The sequence below is a fragment of the Nostoc sp. GT001 genome, assembly GCF_030382115.1.
Classification (GTDB): Bacteria; Cyanobacteriota; Cyanobacteriia; order Cyanobacteriales; family Nostocaceae; genus Nostoc.
Genome location: NZ_JAUDRJ010000003.1, coordinates 5535360 through 5551093 on the forward strand (window position 1 = coordinate 5535360; position 15734 = coordinate 5551093).

Sequence of the window (15734 nt, forward strand, 5' to 3'; positions counted from 1 at the left end):
TGGACAATGCGAATTTGTTTATAACCGCCCTTTCTATAAAGCCCGTAGATGCCGACTTCGCACCCGTTCTGCACTACCAGTAGGAATCGCAGCAATTAATTTTTGCGTGTATTCCTCTTTGGGTTTTTGGTAAATGCTTTCGGCTGTACCTTCTTCAACAATTTGACCGCGATTCATCACTAAAATGCGATCGCTCATAAATTTCACTACACTTAAATCGTGAGAAATAAAAATATAAGTAAGCTGAAAGTCTGACTGTAACTCTTTAAGAAGATTTAATACCTGCGCCTGTACAGAAACATCCAGCGCTGAAACTGATTCATCGCAGATGATAAACTTAGGATTCAATGCCAAAGAACGGGCTATGCAAATCCGTTGGCGTTGACCGCCGGAAAACTGATGCGGATAGCGGTTAATCGCATCTGCACTCAACCCCACTCGTTCTAAGAGTTCGACTACTCGCTGGCGTCGTTGTTGCTTGCTTTTGCCAACAGCGTGAATTAACAATGGTTCCATCACCGCATCGCCAACCTTCATGCGGGGATCGAGGGAACTGAAAGGGTTTTGAAAGACTATTTGCATTTCTCGCCGCAGTTTTTGCAATGCTTCTCCTTTGAGGCTAGTAATATCTTGTTTCTCAAAGATAATCTGACCACTCATCGGTTCAATTAATCGCAGCAAGGTTCTACCAAGGGTGGTTTTACCACAACCAGATTCTCCCACCAAACCTAGTGTTTCCCCTGGTTTAACATCAAAAGAAACGCCATTAACTGCCATATTGTAGCGTTTTGTCCCACCAAACACCCCGCGCACCGGAAAACCAACTTTCAGGTTGCGGATTTGCAGCAGGGGTTCCTTTTGATTAAAGTTTGCCAATCTTGCAGCAATCTCTTCAGTGGTGATTTCTGCGGGTTGTGCAGGTTCTTTCGCCTGAATTACTACTTGTCCCGTTGGTGTCTCTTCTGCACTCATATAGTCAGAAACAGTGAGTAATTTTTGGGGACGGCGGTTGAGTGTGGGGCGACAAGCTATCAAACCTTTAGTATATGGATGTTGGGGAGTGCTAAAAATTTGCCCAGAAGTACCAGATTCGACAACTTTACCTTTATACATCACCGCTACTTGGTCGGCAATTTCTGAAATTAGCCCCAAGTCGTGGGTAATGAAAATCATTGCCATGTCACGGCTTTGCTGCAATTCTCGCAACAAGTCCAAAATAGTCGCTTGCACCGTCACATCCAAGGCTGTGGTTGGTTCATCAGCAATTAAAATTAATGGGTTGCAAGAAATTGCCATTGCAATCATTACCCGTTGCAACTGACCCCCAGAAAGTTCATGGGGGTAGCGTTCCAGCATGGCTTCTTTGTGTTCTTTAACCAACTGTGCCAACTTTGATGGTTCTAGTTTCGATGAAGTTTCGGTATACTGCTGTTGGATCTCCTCATCGCTAGGTAGAAGTTTAACCTCTTGCAGACCTGCGATCGCAATTTGTCGTGCTTGGGCGGCTGACACATTTTGATGTCGCACAATCGCCTCTGTTAGCTGAAACCCAATGTTATAAACTGGATTGAGCGAACTCATCGGTTCTTGAAAAATCATGGCGATGTCGCCACCCCGGTGTAACTGCATTTGCTCAGGAGGCAATTTTACCAAATCGATGGGGTCGCCATTCTCCTGCGGACGAAACCAGATTTCACCGCCAGTAACTATACCGGGAGTCTGCAACAAACCCATCACAGCTAGGGCTGTCACCGACTTACCACTCCCCGATTCTCCTACTATTCCTAGAGTTTCACCTCGATGCAGCCCAAAGGAAATACCATCCAAAGCTCTGACAGTATTGCCATCACCGGGAAATTCAACTTGGAGATTGCGAACCTCTAGGACAGTTTCTCTCATAGGAGTTGGGTAGGAATTCTAACTTAAAATTATTTGGATTTTAACAATAGTTTTGATGTATATGTAAGTAAATTTGGTTTTTACACTCATTGGCGGTTTCTCACATACTTCCACAATATACACGCATTTGCAATGTAGAACTGCTTGCGATCTCTGCAAACTGCGATCGGTTCTTGCTATCCTCGCTTTTCAGAGTTCCAGTCTTTACATAACAGCATAAGCACAGAAAGTTGCCACCACGAACAAAACAGCCAGGAGAGCAAATCCGTAAATTGCTTAAGGAGCGTCGCCAGTCTGCAATGTTAAGTCATGCTTTTGCAGTGCTTGTTCTCGTTTTTCGGATTTGACATCTCCAGTGAGCATTGCCATAGAACAGCAGTATTTTATAAATCGTCATTAATTTTATCTTGCACCACCATCTTCTTGCCAAAATCAAAGTCTAAAAACATGATTATTGTATAGGGTGGGCAATGCCCACTCTACCTGATCAACAATAGTGCAAGATGTTAGTTATTCTAGCTAATTTTCTGAGTCGGATTTGTTGGCCTTAGTGGAGTCGGAACGCCCACCTAACAAACCGAAAATAGCTCCAGTTCCCATCAGCCAAGTGTTTTGTGTAGTTCCAAACATTCCTTTTTGGGGTTTAGTAGGCGTGGGTTGGCTGGCAAGCCAGAGAGATGTACCACCTGACAGGAGAGTAATACCAACAACTGTTAGAAAGATAAGCTTGAAGCTAGTAGGTTTCATAATTACAATTACTTCGTTAAACTTTGACTATCTTCAGTTTCCTACTCAGATGTCCGTTACTCTGACTGAGGTTGTCCGCGTATCTGTCCGACTTTGCAACTGAGTTCGTATTTCTTACAACAATCGTGATAAAAATTCTGACATTGATGATTTAGTTACAAAAGTCAGAAGGAAGAGACGGAGTAGCATCCAAAAGTTGTACGGCACTATGCGCGTGCTGGATATGGATCAACCTATTGGGTTAGAAGAGGTATATACAAATGTTAATATCCTTGAAAGAATTATTAGCCGTCGTCGTCTAGGTCTTTCAGACTTGCAACAGAATTGTAATCAAGTTAATTTTGATCGATTTGGTCTTGGAAGGATATCTGAAAAACGGGTAATTGGCACTAAAGCTGTAGAAAAATATTCAAAATTAGTAGTTTTAGGTAAGCCAGGAGCAGGTAAAACCACTTTTTTGAAATATTTAATAATTCGATGCAATTTAGGTGATTTTCAAGCTGATAAAGTTCCTATTTTTATTACTTTAAAAGATTTTACTGAAACGGATCAACTATCGGTAAAGCTTGGTGCTGAGAACTCTAAAGAATACCCAAGTTTATTAGATTATATTTTTTTACAATTTGCCAAAAATAATGTTACTTCTGATCAGGTAGAAAACATATTAACCCAAGGTAGAGGATTGATATTACTTGATGGATTAGATGAAGTTAGAGAGGAAGATTCTAGTAGAATTATCAAACAGATTAAAGATTTTTCTGAGCAATTCAATACTAATTGGTTTGTTATAACTTGCCGTATTGGAGCAAAAGAATATGTATTTGAACATTTTACAGAAGTAGAATTTGCAGATTTTGATATAAATCAAATATGTACTTTTGCAAAAAAGTGGTTCCAAATTAAAGATGTAATTAAAGTTGATAAGTTTATTCAAAAACTGAAAGGAAATGAACCAATACAAGAATTAGCAACTAGTCCTCTCTTGCTGACATTACTATGTTTAGTTTTTGGGGAAAAAGCAGATTTTCCTTCTAATCGTTCAGAACTTTATAAAGAGGGTTTAGATATTCTTTTGAAAAAATGGGATGCAAAACGTAATATTGAACGGGATAAAATATATGAGCAATTATCCTTGCAGCGTAAAGAAGACCTACTCTATAGAGAATGATGAAGATTTACAAAACTTTTTAAACTGGATAATCAAATTATAGATTTTGCTAAACAGCTTGCTACAGACTTAATTTTTGAAGAAACAATAACAATTAGCCTTGAGAATCTTCGAGAACTTATTGTAGAACTAGATTTTGATTTTGGTTCTACTATTAATCCAGATCGAACACTTGCCTTTGCAATCGATAATGATCTCACTGTTAACAGGAATGGAGAACTTGCTATTCAAGAATTTAATGAAATTCATGATTTGGATAATATGACTTCCATTGAGGCAATTGAAGATGAATTTGGTTTGCTTGAAGACATTAGTTCCAATATTTTAGAAATTGAGACTGAAAATACTGAATATATGGCTGATATAGAAGAACTTGAAGCAAAACGTGCAATTTTAAAAAAACAAGTTCAAGACATTGAAAAAGAACGATTAAAAGCCGAAGAAGATGAAATTGATGAAATTAAAGATACATTAGAAGAAATTAATGATGAACTTGAAGGAATAAATGAGAAGATAGATTCTGACAAAGAAGAGATTGAGGAATTAAAAGAAAAGTTACAATTTTTACTAGATAAAGCCAATATTGATATAGGATATATAACAATTGAAGATGAAAGCATTTTTGAAGAGATACGCTCAGAAATTGAATTAAAGCTTCAAACTCTTGACAAGCGCCTTAGTGAACTCAGAAAACAAGAATCTCAACAGGAGTTCGATTCTAACTTATCTCTTAATAGTTTACTGTCTAATTTATTATTAGAAGTTAAAGCACAATTGCCCGATCCAGGTATTTTTGGAATATCGTTTGAAAACTGGTGGTTGGAGAAAGGGCCAGATTGGGCTGAAAAATTAAGAAATCTGGTATGTAAATTAATCATTGATTTCCGTAACTTGGGATATGATTGGCAATTCAATAATCAACAAATGAAACTATTAAATCAATATTATGATGGGAATAAGTTATTAGTCGATTGTCTTAATAGCGATTGTTATATGAGTCGCCCAATTCGTGAGAAAGTTGAGGGAACCTTACTATTACCTATTGCTGAAATTGAGCAAAGTCACTCTTATAGAAAAGTTTAGTTTATAAATGATAAATGTAAACATAGGAAATTTTAAATGATTTATAATATACTGATGTTTGATTTTAGACTAAAATCAAACATACAATCCAAAATCAAAAATTCTCAGTTTAAGTTAACTTAAATAACCTGCTAATACTAAGAATTATTGGCAGTAAATCCTTAAACCCATCCCCTCTCTTGATAGACATCTCCAAATCCAGCATCATAGTCAATGCCTTAGCTAATAGCGATCGCTAATCCCTGCTTCTACCCTCCAGAAACATTTGCCCTTACTGCGGGTGTATTATATCATATTCTTGCCAAAATTGACCAAATGTAAGAAGCTGAGGCTTTGGATTTAGAGATTAAAATAGAGTTAGTAAAGGTAGGATTTACTTGATTAGGAGGTTCTATGATGACTTTACAAGAAATTATTAATTCTATTGAAAGTTTGCCCACAGAAGATCGAGAGTATTTATTTGAGTTTCTTCGCCAGCAACGAATTGAGAATCGGCGGGTTGAAATTTTGGCTAATGCTCAGGAAGTAATGCAGGCTTTTAAGGATGGGACAGCTTATAGGGGAAGCGTTGATGATTTGATCGCTGATTTACTCGGAGATGATGATGGAAGTTGTCTGGAGTAGCGGATTTAAGCGCTCTTTTAGGAAGATTACAAAGAAAAACCCGCAATTAAAGAATCAAATTGTTAATGTATTAAGGCTTTTGGCAGATGATCCATTTACACCGTCTTTGAAGTCTCATAAGTTAACAGGACATTTAGCGGGTTTGTGGTCTTGTTCTGTTGCTTATGATTGTAGAATTATCTTTAATTTCTCTGAGGATGATAAGTTGTTAGAAATGGTTATTTTATTGATTGATATTGGCAGCCATGATGAAGTTTATTAAATTGTAAGATAGAGGCTGAAGCTTGGGATTTAGAAATTAAAATTCTTGATCCCTAACTGCTCGATAGTTAAACTAAGTGATGTCTCATAACTAGATGCAAAGCGTCAACGCAAACAAAAAAAATAGCACATCCTAAAGGATGGCTATTTGTAAAAATTGTCTAATCGTAATGTTAGTTAGCAAATTGAATACACACTCAATTACCAACTTTAGAAGGGGATATCATCTGGATCTGGTTCTTGCTCTTTCACTGCTGGATAAGTGGTTCGCTCATAATTTGTGGGTTGGGGTACGGGTTCGTAAGTTTTCGCTTGGGGAGCAACGCCAACAGGATTTGTAGCTGGGGTAGGCGCTGGAAGTGTTGACTCATAACTGGGAACGTCTTTTTGGGCAGGACGAGATGCTGGAGATGGTTGTCGTGGAGCAGTTTCAGTGAATGATGGAGTTACGGTTGCTGAGGGCGATGGATCGGTATTAAAACTACCTCCAACAGATTGAATTTGTTGCACCGTCAATTCAGCGCGTTTTTCTTTAAAACCTTCTTGACGCTCAACAGTATTCATAGTTAAACGTCCTACCAAGATGACGCGATCGCCTTGGTGGTAATTTTGCTGAATTTCTGTCGCTAAATTCCCCCAGCCGACAACTTTCAGCGTGGCTGGCGGATCTTCTGGTTTCTGGGAATTGGGAAACTGCACTAGCATTTCCGTGACTCCCAAATTATCCGCTGTATAACGGAGTTGCGGCTCGTTAATAATTTCCGCCATTAAGACGCAGCTGTTCATTAAAATTACTCCTGACTGCAAAAAGTACTGATTGAAAAAGAGGGGTTTTTCTATGTAGTGCCAATTAATATCTAGATAGGTTTAATTGTTTGCATTTTTTAATAATGTTTGAACAAATTTTCTAACAGAATTCAGGAGTCAGAATTCAGGAGTCAGAAGAACACTTGATGAATGAATATACCAATCATACTAAACTGCTTATCAATTCTGACTTTTGACTCACCTCGGCTACGCTCGGCGACCACCTGGGTGCTGAATTCTTTTTAGTTATTTCTAGCATAAAAGCCAAGCGATTGCTTTGAACAGCATTGAATATACCGTTCGCCACCCTCGCTTGACTAAATTGAGCATTCAATTCTGCATAGAGTAGTATGATTGTACCACTCATTGATTAAATAGAAAAAATTCTTGCCAAAAATTAAGCCTTGACGTGAACTGGAAAAACACCCAAGGCGATCAACCTGGCTGGAAGGCTGCGCAAGACGGGTAAGCGCAAAAACGCAGGTGGTACAAAGGTGCGATTTGAGGTGATAACCGGGGCCAATACCCGCTTTTGGATCAAAGTTTGAAACGCCTGAATGATGCGTGTAGGCAACTCGCGTTGACGTTGTACTTTTGCTAAGTCGCTAAGTTGTACTTGTAGGGATAATGGGTTTTCAGATGACTAAAATCTGCGAATGTGACAGTATCTTGAGGAGTTTGAATACTAATTTGGCGCATTTTGGTATGGGGGAGTTTTAGCAAGCGATCGCTAAGTCCCAATTCCTCCATAATTTCCATCACTGATGGATGAATCGTATCGCCGCGAAAATCGCGATCGAAGTCTTTATGTGCTTCCAGCAGCATCACAGAAATGCCTTGACGCGCTAACAACAGCGCCAATACTGCTCCTGCTGGTCCCCCACCCACAATGCAACAATCTGTGGTTTGTCGGTCTACAATGTCATGGACAGGATTAACGCTTGGGTCTTGGGAAAGATTTTTAGGTACATCGGTAGTCATAACAACACCTCCTGATAGCCCTAAAATTCAGGACAGTTTGCTTTTGATAGTGCAAGCTGTTTTTTTAACTTTTCGTATTTACCCTGAAGGTGTATTATGATGGGCGCTAAACTGTCATTGGTCATTAGTCATTAGTCATTAGTCCAAATCCAATGCCCAATGACGCCACTTGCTCCACTTGGGGAAACCCCAAGACCGCAGTGGCTCCCCCATGCCCAATGCCCAATCCCCAATGACAATAATTAGTTGTGTCTCAAGTTGTTTTAGAAAACGTTTATAAAAGTTTTTCCCCGCGTAAAGGGGAAAGTGTTACCTCACAAACGCAATCTCCCCTCACATCTGGGGAGAATGATGCAGCGCAGGAACGTGCGGGAAGTGTCAATGTCTTGCGGCGGATTAACCTGACGATCGCAGATGGTGAGTTTATGGTGCTGGTAGGCCCTTCTGGTTGTGGTAAAAGCACTCTACTGCGACTAATCGTACGGCTTAGAAGTGATGACTGGCGGTAATATCTGGATAGGCGATCGCTTAATCAATGACTTACCACCCAAGGAACGCGACATCGCAATGGTGTTTCAAAATTACGCCCTCTATCCTCACATGACGGTGTATGACAACATCGCTTTTGGGCTGCGGCGTAGGGGAAGCAGGGGAGCAGAGGAGCATACTTCGACTGCGCTCATTAACCAGAGGAGCAGAGGAGAAAATACTCCCTATCTTCGGACGTGGGCGGAAAATCTTTTTGGGGGGGCGACAAGAAAGTTACCTAAAGGATTGCGCTACACTTCTGACAAAGAACGGGCGGTAGATCAGCAGGTGCGTAGTGTTGCCCAACTGTTGCAAATCGAAACCTTGTTGAATCGCTTACCCAAACAGCTATCTGGGGGACAAAGACAACGGGTTGCATTGGGACGAGCGATCGCACGTGACCCCCAAGTATTCTTAATGGATGAACCGCTTTCTAACTTAGATGCCAAACTGCGGGCGGAAACCCGCGCCCAAATTGTGAAATTGCAGCGCCAATTGGGGACAACGACAATTTACGTTACCCACGATCAAACAGAAGCGATGACAATGGGCGATCGCATTGCAATTATGTCTGAGGGTAAAATTCAGCAAGTTGCTTCTCCCTTAGAACTTTACAACCGTCCTGCTAATCTTTTTGTAGCAGAATTCATTGGTTCACCACCGATGAATTTTATTCCTGTAGAATTTCATGCCCCGCAGTTGATTACTCATTCCCAGTTGCGTTTCACTCTGCCAGAAATTTGGGGAAAAGCTTTACAAAAATATGATGGGAAAACTCTAATTTTAGGTATTCGTCCAGAACACTTAAACTTGAGTATGCCTGCTACCAAAAATCTACCAGTGCAAGTGGATTTGGTAGAGAATCTCGGCAACGATTCTTTTCTCGCTGTTAAGATTGCCGAACCTGGTTCTCAACCTGCTACTACAGCCAATTCCCTACAAGTGCGAATACCACCAGACCGATTTGTACAACCTGGCGAGCAACTTTGGTTATCTCTAACTCCAGAGAAAATTCACTTTTTTGACCCGGAAACTGAGTTAGCGATATTTCCCTAGAATCAATCTAAAATCTAAAATCTAAAATCCAAAATTGTGTCACCTATTCCNCCATAATGTGTACCTGCAACTTTCCCTCGAAACACAATGTAATTGTAGATGTTGTAGAACAACATAATGGGAATCAGAAATCCAATGAAGATAATCATAAACACTAACGCGCTAGGTGCTGCGGCTGCCTGATAAATTGTGATACCTGGAGGAATAATATAGGGAAAAACAACTAATCCTAACCCAACAAAGCTAAGTAGAAAAAGCAGTACTGTCCAAACGAGGGGAGTAGTTTCTGCTTTGCGGTTCAGGCTTTGAATCAATAACCAAATCAGCAGCACACCTAACACTGGAATGATTGAAAATAGATACACTTCTGGCTGATGAAATAACTTTGCCCTGGCATTTTCATACACAACAGGGGTGGCGATCGTGATCAAGATTGCACCTAAAAGCGTTGTCCAGGCAGCGAGTTTGGCTGTGCGGTAATGGGACGCTTGTAGTTCTCCCTCAGTTTTTAAGATGAGATAGGTGGAGCCAATCAATACATAACCCTGGATTAATGTCAAGGCAACCAGGAGCGATCGCCAATCGAACCAATCCCACATACCGCCGATAAAGTGACCCGCTGCATCCACCTTGATGCCTTCCAAAATCGTGCCCAAGGCGAATCCTTGAAATAGCGCCGCCATGAAACTACCGACTCCAAACGCTACATTCCAAAACACTTTGTTTGTAGAATGCTCTCGAAATTCAAAGGCCACAGCCCGAAAAATCAAGCCAAAGATCATCCCAAAAATAGGAATGTAGAGCGCATTTAAAATAGTGCCATAAGCCAGAGGAAATGCCCCAAACAACGCACCCCCCATCAACACCAACCAGGTTTCATTGGCATCCCAAACATTACCCAAACTCGTCATTAAGATGTCGCGTCGGTCGTCATTGGAACTTGTTAGTGATAGGATGCCTACGCCTAGATCAAACCCGTCTAACATGACGTAGAGAAATAAAAACAGAGCTAAAATGACAAACCAAACCTGCGCTAAAAAGTGTTCCAGATTCTCCATACAGTTACCTATTGATTTACCATACTCAGCACTCTTCATTACGAATTACGAATTGCGAATTACGAATTACGAATTACGAATTGCGAATTGATTTCATTGCTCTGCTTCTACAGGACGTTGATCTGGAACAAATTCAGCCGGAGTAGTTTCTGCGACAGGTTCGGTGTCAACGCCTGGAACCGGAAGTTCCAGATTCGGGCCTTGACGAATGATGCGACTACCAAAGAATAAAGCACAAATAAACAGGGTTGTATAAATTCCAGTAAAAATGATCAAGGATGTTAACACCTCACTAGCAGGTAGGTGAGAAACTCCGTCTGCGGTGCGAATTTGCCCATAAAGCACCCAAGGTTGCCGCCCAACACAACGCACAATCCAGCCTGATTCGACGGCGATGTAGCCCAATGGAGCCGCCAAAATCCAGATTCGCAGTAGCCATTTCTGCGAGGCGATCGCTTCTGGTGAGAGTTTTCCCCGCAACCACTGAATCACACTGAGTCCCATCAATCCAGCCAAGAAGAAGCCAATGCCGCTCATAATACGGAAAGAATAATAAATCAAACCCACCATCCGGGGGCGATCTTCAGGCTTCCAATGTTTCAGTCCAAGAACGGGTTTAGAGAGGTTCTTTTTAAATTCCAAAATATAGCCTAAGCCGTTGGGAATTGAGATTTCCCAATCATTTTGCTCAGTCTGATTATTGGGTAATGCCACCACACTCCAAGGCGCGGGCTGTCCGGCTGGAGAGGTTTCCCACTTGGCCTCCATCGCCGCGAGTTTGGTAGGTTGATAATCAGCTACTTGTTCGGCGCTGAGGTGTCCGACATAGATTTGTAATGGGGTGACTGCGATCGCAGTTGCTAAGACAATTTTAAGCGATCGCGCAAAGAAAGCCTGATGACGTTTGTTGAGAATATACCAAGCGCTAATTCCCCCAATCACAAACAGCGAAGTTTCCAGCGTCGCCAAAAACATGTGCGAGACACTGTTGAGCATGAAGGGATTTAAAATTGCCTGAAAGTAATCATCCACAACAAACTTCCCATTCACCATTTCTCCGCCAGCAGGAGTCTGTAACCAAGAGTTGGCCGCTAAAATCCAGAAGGTAGATAGGTTTGCGCCAAAGGCAACCATAATCGTGGCGAAATAGTGAATCACTGGGTTGACTCGTTCCCAGCCAAACAGCATAATCCCCAGAAATCCAGCTTCTAGCATGAATGCCATCGAAGCCTCAAAGCCTAAAATGCTGCCAAAAAAGTCGCCTACCGCTTCGGAAAACGGTGCCCAGTTCGTGCCAAATTGAAACTCCATCGGCAAACCGGATGCTACACCAATACCGAAGTTCAACACATATAGCTTTGCCCAGAAACGAGCATGGTGATAGTAATCGGGATTGCGTGTTTTGAGCCACATTCCTTCGACTATGACTAGATAAATCCCCATCCCAGTGGTGAGAACAGGCCATAGCATGTGAAAGATCGCCGTCAGTGCAAACTGCATCCGCGATAAGGCAACGGTATCCGAGAGAAAATCCATGAACTAACCTCTGAATTCGTTTAAATCTTTACTTGCACAGCATCTTTGGGTTATAGCCGAATGCATTAAAGATACCACTGGGAACACAAGAGGAGTACGAAAATTTTCTCCGTTGTAACTCAGTCTGCCTACACAAGCATTTTGTGAGACTTTAATTAGCGATCGCTGCACTAAATTTCACAAGTGCGTAGCCGTAAGGTTTGTCCTCAGACATTGCACTCTGAAAGTTATTAACTTGTAGAAGTGCTAAAAGATAGTGCAGATGCTTCCAGTAGATGCGGATGGTGGCGTTCCCAAAAACTCAAAATCTGTTCGCCAACCTGTTGAGGATAGAAGTAGTGAAAAAAATGATACCCTTGTGGGCATTCCCAGAGCTTATCTTCTGGCTTGAACCAATTCAACCAGTCATGTAATGCAGTTGGGTTGACTACCGGATCGCTCTTGCTACCACATACCATCATTGGCATAGAAACTCCACCCTTGGGTAAATAAACCAACTTAAATAAAGAGTGTGATGATGGAGATTGTTCTAAATCTTTATCTAAGGCAGCTACTAACTTTTTAGTGGTATGAGCTGGTTGATTTCCAAATAGACTGCGAACGCTGCTTGCCAAAACTAACTCACGGCTAATGCTAAAAAGTTGTCGTTGAAAGTAATAGTGAGCTTGCCAATTGTTTGCAGGTTGAGCTGCTACAGCCAGCAGAGTTAGCGATCGCACTTTTTGCGGAAATCGCCGCGCAAAGGTTAAGGCGATCGCACCACCCATAGCATGTCCTGCTAAATGCACAGGGCGATCGCGCCATTCTAAAAACTCATATAGCAACTCCACAGCTTGATCTATGGAACTTGCTTCATCTTTGGTTTGCTGGTATTCCCACTGGGCGACATTTATATACCTAGATAAATATTCAAGTAATGGTTTATCAAAACGCTGCAAAACAGGACTGGCACTTAACCATAAAATATCAAATGAATCAGACATAAATACCTATAACTTCTAAATTATCAACTTCAACAAAGGCGCACAGCTAGCTGTGCGCCCCAAATCTCTACAAACCAAACTCTGTCTTCAACTGAGCAACCCAAGTTTTAATTCGCTCATCTGTTAAATCAGATTGACTACCTTCATCAAGTGCCAATCCGACAAACTTGCCATTTCTCAAAGCTCTAGATTGATCGAATTCATACCCCTCAGTTGGCCAGTAACCAACGGTTTTACCACCCCGTTGGGAAATTTTTTCTTCCAGAATTCCAATTGCATCCTGGAAGTTATCGCTATAGCCATATTGGTCTCCATCACCAAAATAGGCAACCAGCTTACCACTAAAATCTATTTGATCTAGATCGGAGAAAAAGCCTTCCCAATCGCTCTGAAGTTGACCAATATCCCAAGTAGGAGAGCCAATAATTAGCAAGTCATACTCATCAAAAGTGCTGCTATCCGCTTCGTAAATGGGATGCAATGTCACAATATCATCACCAAACTCATCCCGAATTTTTTCAGCATCAGATTCAGTGTTGCCAGTTTGAGTACCGTAAAACAAACCAATTTTTTTTGACATATTGACACCTGATAAATAAATAGTTGTGTGTTCTGCTGAAAAGTCGCCCTGAGAGGTTGGTTAATCCAGCGTTCTCTGCCCATCAAGACATCGACTCAAGTGTTTGAACAGCCACGCAAGTCAAAAGCGTTATCTTTTTAGACAGTTTGCAAATAGCTGAAATACATGGCTTGCTTAATGAGTATTAATCTCAATAACTCTGAAGATATAGTACCAGAGTTATTGACAGTCTTTTTCATTTATAGCAGTAAAGTTATGTTAAGTATTTCAGCAAAAAAACCGAAAACTAGACGAGGCAGCAAGAATTCTCGTACCTTAATTGGTCAGAAACCTCGCACTTACGAGTCGTAATGCGTAAAGCCCCCGGAATAAACCAAGACTTGATCTTGGAAGGTCCCGTTAATTTTTGCGTTAACGTTCTTTGTAGATTAATCGCTTACAGCAGTTTTGTTTTAGTTTTGTTTTATATGAAGTACAAAGCTACGGGTTTTGAGGCAGGAGCAAGGAAGTAGAAACTTGATGGGCAAGTCCTGCTGTACCTCATTTACTTGAAAACAGCTGTAATACCATTTCACGAAATGCTTGATACCAATGATTTATCTCTAACTCTTTCCCCCTCTGACCCCGTTTGGGTAGGCTACCTCGGCTCCGGTTCCATCGAGCGACTTGTACTGAGCGTAGTCGAAGTAAGTAGAGATGATCGGCACAAGTCACGGCAAGCCTACTCCCCTGCTGCTTATTTGTATCAACCTTAAAGTGAAAAAGAATATAGAGACGAGCAGCACTAAGTCCCTATTAGGGTTCTGTATAACGCATATTTAATTTCTGGAAATGTCTTTTTAGCTTGATGAAGTCCGCTTATGCGGACTTCGCTTGTATAGCCTAGTCATTCCCAGAAATTACGCAACTGGCACAAAGTTAAATATGTGATTAAATCAGGTTGCAGTCAACGACTGAAAAGATATTTTACGTAATACGCATTATGGTTATCTCGTATTATGCAGAAGTTCTAAGTGTAATATACTTCCGCAGAAAAAATTTGGGTATTATTACTGAATCTTTATCAGTATTTTCACTGTATTATCTTCAGTTAAAGAGCCAAACCAATAGATTATTAAGAAAGTCTAAAGGTATGGATTAATACGTAGAATGTAGTTTAAAACATCCATTAACTCAATCAAAATTTAAGAGATACAAAGATATGTCAAATAAAGTCGCTAAGGAATTGGCTGATTTTCTGCTGCAAATAGAACAGCGATCGCAGCTTCATGCAGGCTATCCATATAATTTAAGTTGTGATTACAGTGCGATCGCTAAATTTTTCAATCTTCTGTTAAATAATGCTGGAGATCCATATATTGAACCAGATTTTGGTCTCCATTCTCGTAAGTTTGAGCAAGAAGTATTATCTTTTTTTGCCCAACTCTATAAAATTCCAGAAAATGAGTTTTGGGGTTATGTTACTGCTGGCGGAACTGAAGGTAATTTATATGGAATATTCTTAGCAAGAGAAATCTATCCCGATGGCATTCTTTACTCATCACAAGACTCTCATTACTCTATACCAAAAGCAGCAAAACTATTCCGCATTCAACATAATGTTGTTAACTCACAAATTAATGGAGAGATGAATTATGAACATTTTGAACAACTCATTAGCGAAAATCGCAATTATCCTGCGATCGTCAATTTGAATATTGGGACTACTGTCAAAGGCGCAATTGATAACTTAGACAAAGTTCTCGAAATCTTAGAACGCAATCAGATTAAAGATTACTACATTCATTGTGATGCCGCCCTTTCAGGATTAATATTACCCTTTCTAGATGGCGCTCCACAAGTTAACTTTCAAAAACCCATAGATAGTATAGCTATTTCTGCTAAATTCATTGGTTCTCCCTTGCCTTGCGGTGTAGTTTTAACTAAGAAAAAATGGGTAGAAAAAGTTGAAACAGCAATTGAATATATTGGTTCATCAGATACAACAATCCTCGGTTCTAGAAACGGTCATACCCCTCTGATTCTCTGGTATGCAATAAAAACCAGAGGTTATGATGGATTAGCCAAAGAAGCAAATACCTGTATAGATAATGCGCAATATCTTTTCCAACAACTTAAAATCAGAGAATATCCATGTATGCTCAATAAATTTTCTAATACCGTAGTGTTTCAAAAACCTTCTCAAAGGTTAATTAAAAAGTGGCAGTTAGCAATTTATGAAAATTGGGTACACATTGTAGTCATGCAAAATATCGATCGGCACAAAATAGATACTTTTGTTAACGAGCTTTTGTTAGAAGAAGGGTTGCTCGATAAGGTAGACAATTTCCAACTACAATCATCCCGACACTAAGAAGAGATTGTCAAGTGAAATTTATTGCCCAGTTTGACAAAGTGTTTCTCTAAACAGAATTTGCTCCCAA

At 40.6% G+C, this 15734-nt stretch carries 15 protein-coding genes and 1 pseudogene; 8 read left to right on the top strand and 8 right to left on the bottom strand.

Annotated elements, in window-relative coordinates; all coding sequences use genetic code 11:
- Window positions 1-33: 33 nt before the first annotated feature.
- Window positions 34-1899 (bottom strand): ABC transporter ATP-binding protein, encoded by a 1866-nt coding sequence (locus QUD05_RS26275; protein WP_289798656.1) that lies wholly within the window; start codon window positions 1897-1899, stop codon window positions 34-36.
- Between the two features lie 519 nt (window positions 1900-2418).
- Window positions 2419-2646: a hypothetical protein gene (locus QUD05_RS26280; protein WP_289798657.1), complete on the bottom strand. Its 228-nt coding sequence runs from the start codon at window positions 2644-2646 to the stop codon at window positions 2419-2421.
- A gap of 223 nt (window positions 2647-2869) precedes the next feature.
- Here QUD05_RS26280 and QUD05_RS26285 point away from each other — a divergent pair, with 223 nt between their 5' ends.
- From QUD05_RS26285 to QUD05_RS26300, 4 genes are all read left to right on the top strand, one after another.
- The gene (locus tag QUD05_RS26285; RefSeq protein ID WP_289798658.1) at window positions 2870-3814 is read left to right on the top strand and encodes an NACHT domain-containing protein; all 945 of its coding nucleotides are present in this window, start codon (window positions 2870-2872) and stop codon (window positions 3812-3814) included.
- A gap of 261 nt (window positions 3815-4075) precedes the next feature.
- Entirely contained in the window at window positions 4076-4897 is an 822-nt protein-coding gene (locus QUD05_RS26290) for an NACHT C-terminal helical domain 2-containing protein (RefSeq protein ID WP_289798659.1), read from the top strand.
- Window positions 4898-5290: 393 nt separating this feature from the next.
- Entirely contained in the window at window positions 5291-5521 is a 231-nt protein-coding gene (locus QUD05_RS26295) for a hypothetical protein (RefSeq protein WP_289798660.1), read from the top strand.
- Window positions 5502-5783 carry a type II toxin-antitoxin system RelE/ParE family toxin gene (locus QUD05_RS26300; RefSeq protein WP_354666189.1) on the top strand — a complete coding sequence of 94 codons (282 nt, stop codon included), beginning with the start codon at window positions 5502-5504 and terminating at the stop codon, window positions 5781-5783. The genes QUD05_RS26295 and QUD05_RS26300 overlap by 20 nt, the downstream gene beginning before the upstream one ends.
- A gap of 209 nt (window positions 5784-5992) precedes the next feature.
- Here the strand turns inward: QUD05_RS26300 and QUD05_RS26305 are convergent, their stop codons facing one another.
- Both QUD05_RS26305 and QUD05_RS26310 read right to left on the bottom strand, forming a co-directional pair.
- The gene (locus QUD05_RS26305; protein ID WP_289798662.1) at window positions 5993-6568 is read right to left on the bottom strand and encodes a single-stranded DNA-binding protein; all 576 of its coding nucleotides are present in this window, start codon (window positions 6566-6568) and stop codon (window positions 5993-5995) included.
- 418 nt (window positions 6569-6986) lie between these two features.
- Window positions 6987-7570, bottom strand: a pseudogene (locus QUD05_RS26310) (FAD-dependent monooxygenase).
- 248 nt (window positions 7571-7818) lie between these two features.
- On the opposite strand from QUD05_RS26310, the gene QUD05_RS34525 reads away from it, so the two are divergent.
- A complete protein-coding gene (locus tag QUD05_RS34525) occupies window positions 7819-8079 on the top strand; it encodes an ATP-binding cassette domain-containing protein (RefSeq protein ID WP_502911413.1) in 261 nt (86 codons plus the stop codon).
- Window positions 8066-9154, top strand: coding sequence for an ABC transporter ATP-binding protein (locus tag QUD05_RS26315; protein ID WP_502911414.1), 1089 nt, complete (start codon window positions 8066-8068; stop codon window positions 9152-9154). The genes QUD05_RS34525 and QUD05_RS26315 overlap by 14 nt, the downstream gene beginning before the upstream one ends.
- 14 nt (window positions 9155-9168) lie before the next feature.
- Here the strand turns inward: QUD05_RS26315 and cydB are convergent, their stop codons facing one another.
- The 4 genes from cydB to fldA all read right to left on the bottom strand — a co-directional run bounded on the left by cydB (window position 9169) and on the right by fldA (window position 13311).
- Window positions 9169-10212, bottom strand: a complete 1044-nt coding sequence (gene cydB, locus QUD05_RS26320; RefSeq protein WP_289798663.1) for a cytochrome d ubiquinol oxidase subunit II — start codon at window positions 10210-10212, stop codon at window positions 9169-9171.
- Window positions 10213-10305: 93 nt separating this feature from the next.
- Window positions 10306-11748, bottom strand: a complete 1443-nt coding sequence (locus tag QUD05_RS26325) for a cytochrome ubiquinol oxidase subunit I (protein ID WP_289798664.1) — start codon at window positions 11746-11748, stop codon at window positions 10306-10308.
- Between the two features lie 230 nt (window positions 11749-11978).
- Complete coding sequence (locus tag QUD05_RS26330; RefSeq protein ID WP_289798665.1) at window positions 11979-12731, bottom strand: alpha/beta fold hydrolase; 753 nt, start codon at window positions 12729-12731, stop codon at window positions 11979-11981.
- Between the two features lie 67 nt (window positions 12732-12798).
- Window positions 12799-13311, bottom strand: coding sequence for a flavodoxin FldA (gene fldA, locus QUD05_RS26335; protein ID WP_289798666.1), 513 nt, complete (start codon window positions 13309-13311; stop codon window positions 12799-12801).
- Window positions 13312-13889: 578 nt separating this feature from the next.
- On the opposite strand from fldA, the gene QUD05_RS26340 reads away from it, so the two are divergent.
- Window positions 13890-14066, top strand: coding sequence for a hypothetical protein (locus tag QUD05_RS26340; RefSeq protein WP_289798667.1), 177 nt, complete (start codon window positions 13890-13892; stop codon window positions 14064-14066).
- A gap of 446 nt (window positions 14067-14512) precedes the next feature.
- Window positions 14513-15664, top strand: coding sequence for a histidine decarboxylase (locus QUD05_RS26345; protein WP_289798668.1), 1152 nt, complete (start codon window positions 14513-14515; stop codon window positions 15662-15664).
- The last annotated feature ends 70 nt before the right edge of the window (window positions 15665-15734 follow it).

Bases quoted from the DNA above. Each gene is read 5' to 3' on its own strand.
- QUD05_RS26315 (WP_502911414.1), top strand. From the start codon at position 8,066: ATGACTGGCGGTAATATCTGGATAGGCGATCGCTTAATCAATGACTTA.
- QUD05_RS26285 (WP_289798658.1), top strand. From the start codon at position 2,870: ATGGATCAACCTATTGGGTTAGAAGAGGTATATACAAATGTTAATATC.
- QUD05_RS26295 (WP_289798660.1), top strand. From the start codon at position 5,291: ATGATGACTTTACAAGAAATTATTAATTCTATTGAAAGTTTGCCCACA.
- QUD05_RS26280 (WP_289798657.1), bottom strand. From the start codon at position 2,646: ATGAAACCTACTAGCTTCAAGCTTATCTTTCTAACAGTTGTTGGTATT.
- QUD05_RS26305 (WP_289798662.1), bottom strand. From the start codon at position 6,568: ATGAACAGCTGCGTCTTAATGGCGGAAATTATTAACGAGCCGCAACTC.
- QUD05_RS26330 (WP_289798665.1), bottom strand. From the start codon at position 12,731: ATGTCTGATTCATTTGATATTTTATGGTTAAGTGCCAGTCCTGTTTTG.
- QUD05_RS26340 (WP_289798667.1), top strand. From the start codon at position 13,890: ATGCTTGATACCAATGATTTATCTCTAACTCTTTCCCCCTCTGACCCC.
- fldA (WP_289798666.1), bottom strand. From the start codon at position 13,311: ATGTCAAAAAAAATTGGTTTGTTTTACGGTACTCAAACTGGCAACACT.
- QUD05_RS26275 (WP_289798656.1), bottom strand. From the start codon at position 1,899: ATGAGAGAAACTGTCCTAGAGGTTCGCAATCTCCAAGTTGAATTTCCC.
- QUD05_RS26325 (WP_289798664.1), bottom strand. From the start codon at position 11,748: ATGGATTTTCTCTCGGATACCGTTGCCTTATCGCGGATGCAGTTTGCA.
- QUD05_RS26345 (WP_289798668.1), top strand. From the start codon at position 14,513: ATGTCAAATAAAGTCGCTAAGGAATTGGCTGATTTTCTGCTGCAAATA.
- QUD05_RS26300 (WP_354666189.1), top strand. From the start codon at position 5,502: ATGGAAGTTGTCTGGAGTAGCGGATTTAAGCGCTCTTTTAGGAAGATT.
- QUD05_RS26290 (WP_289798659.1), top strand. From the start codon at position 4,076: ATGACTTCCATTGAGGCAATTGAAGATGAATTTGGTTTGCTTGAAGAC.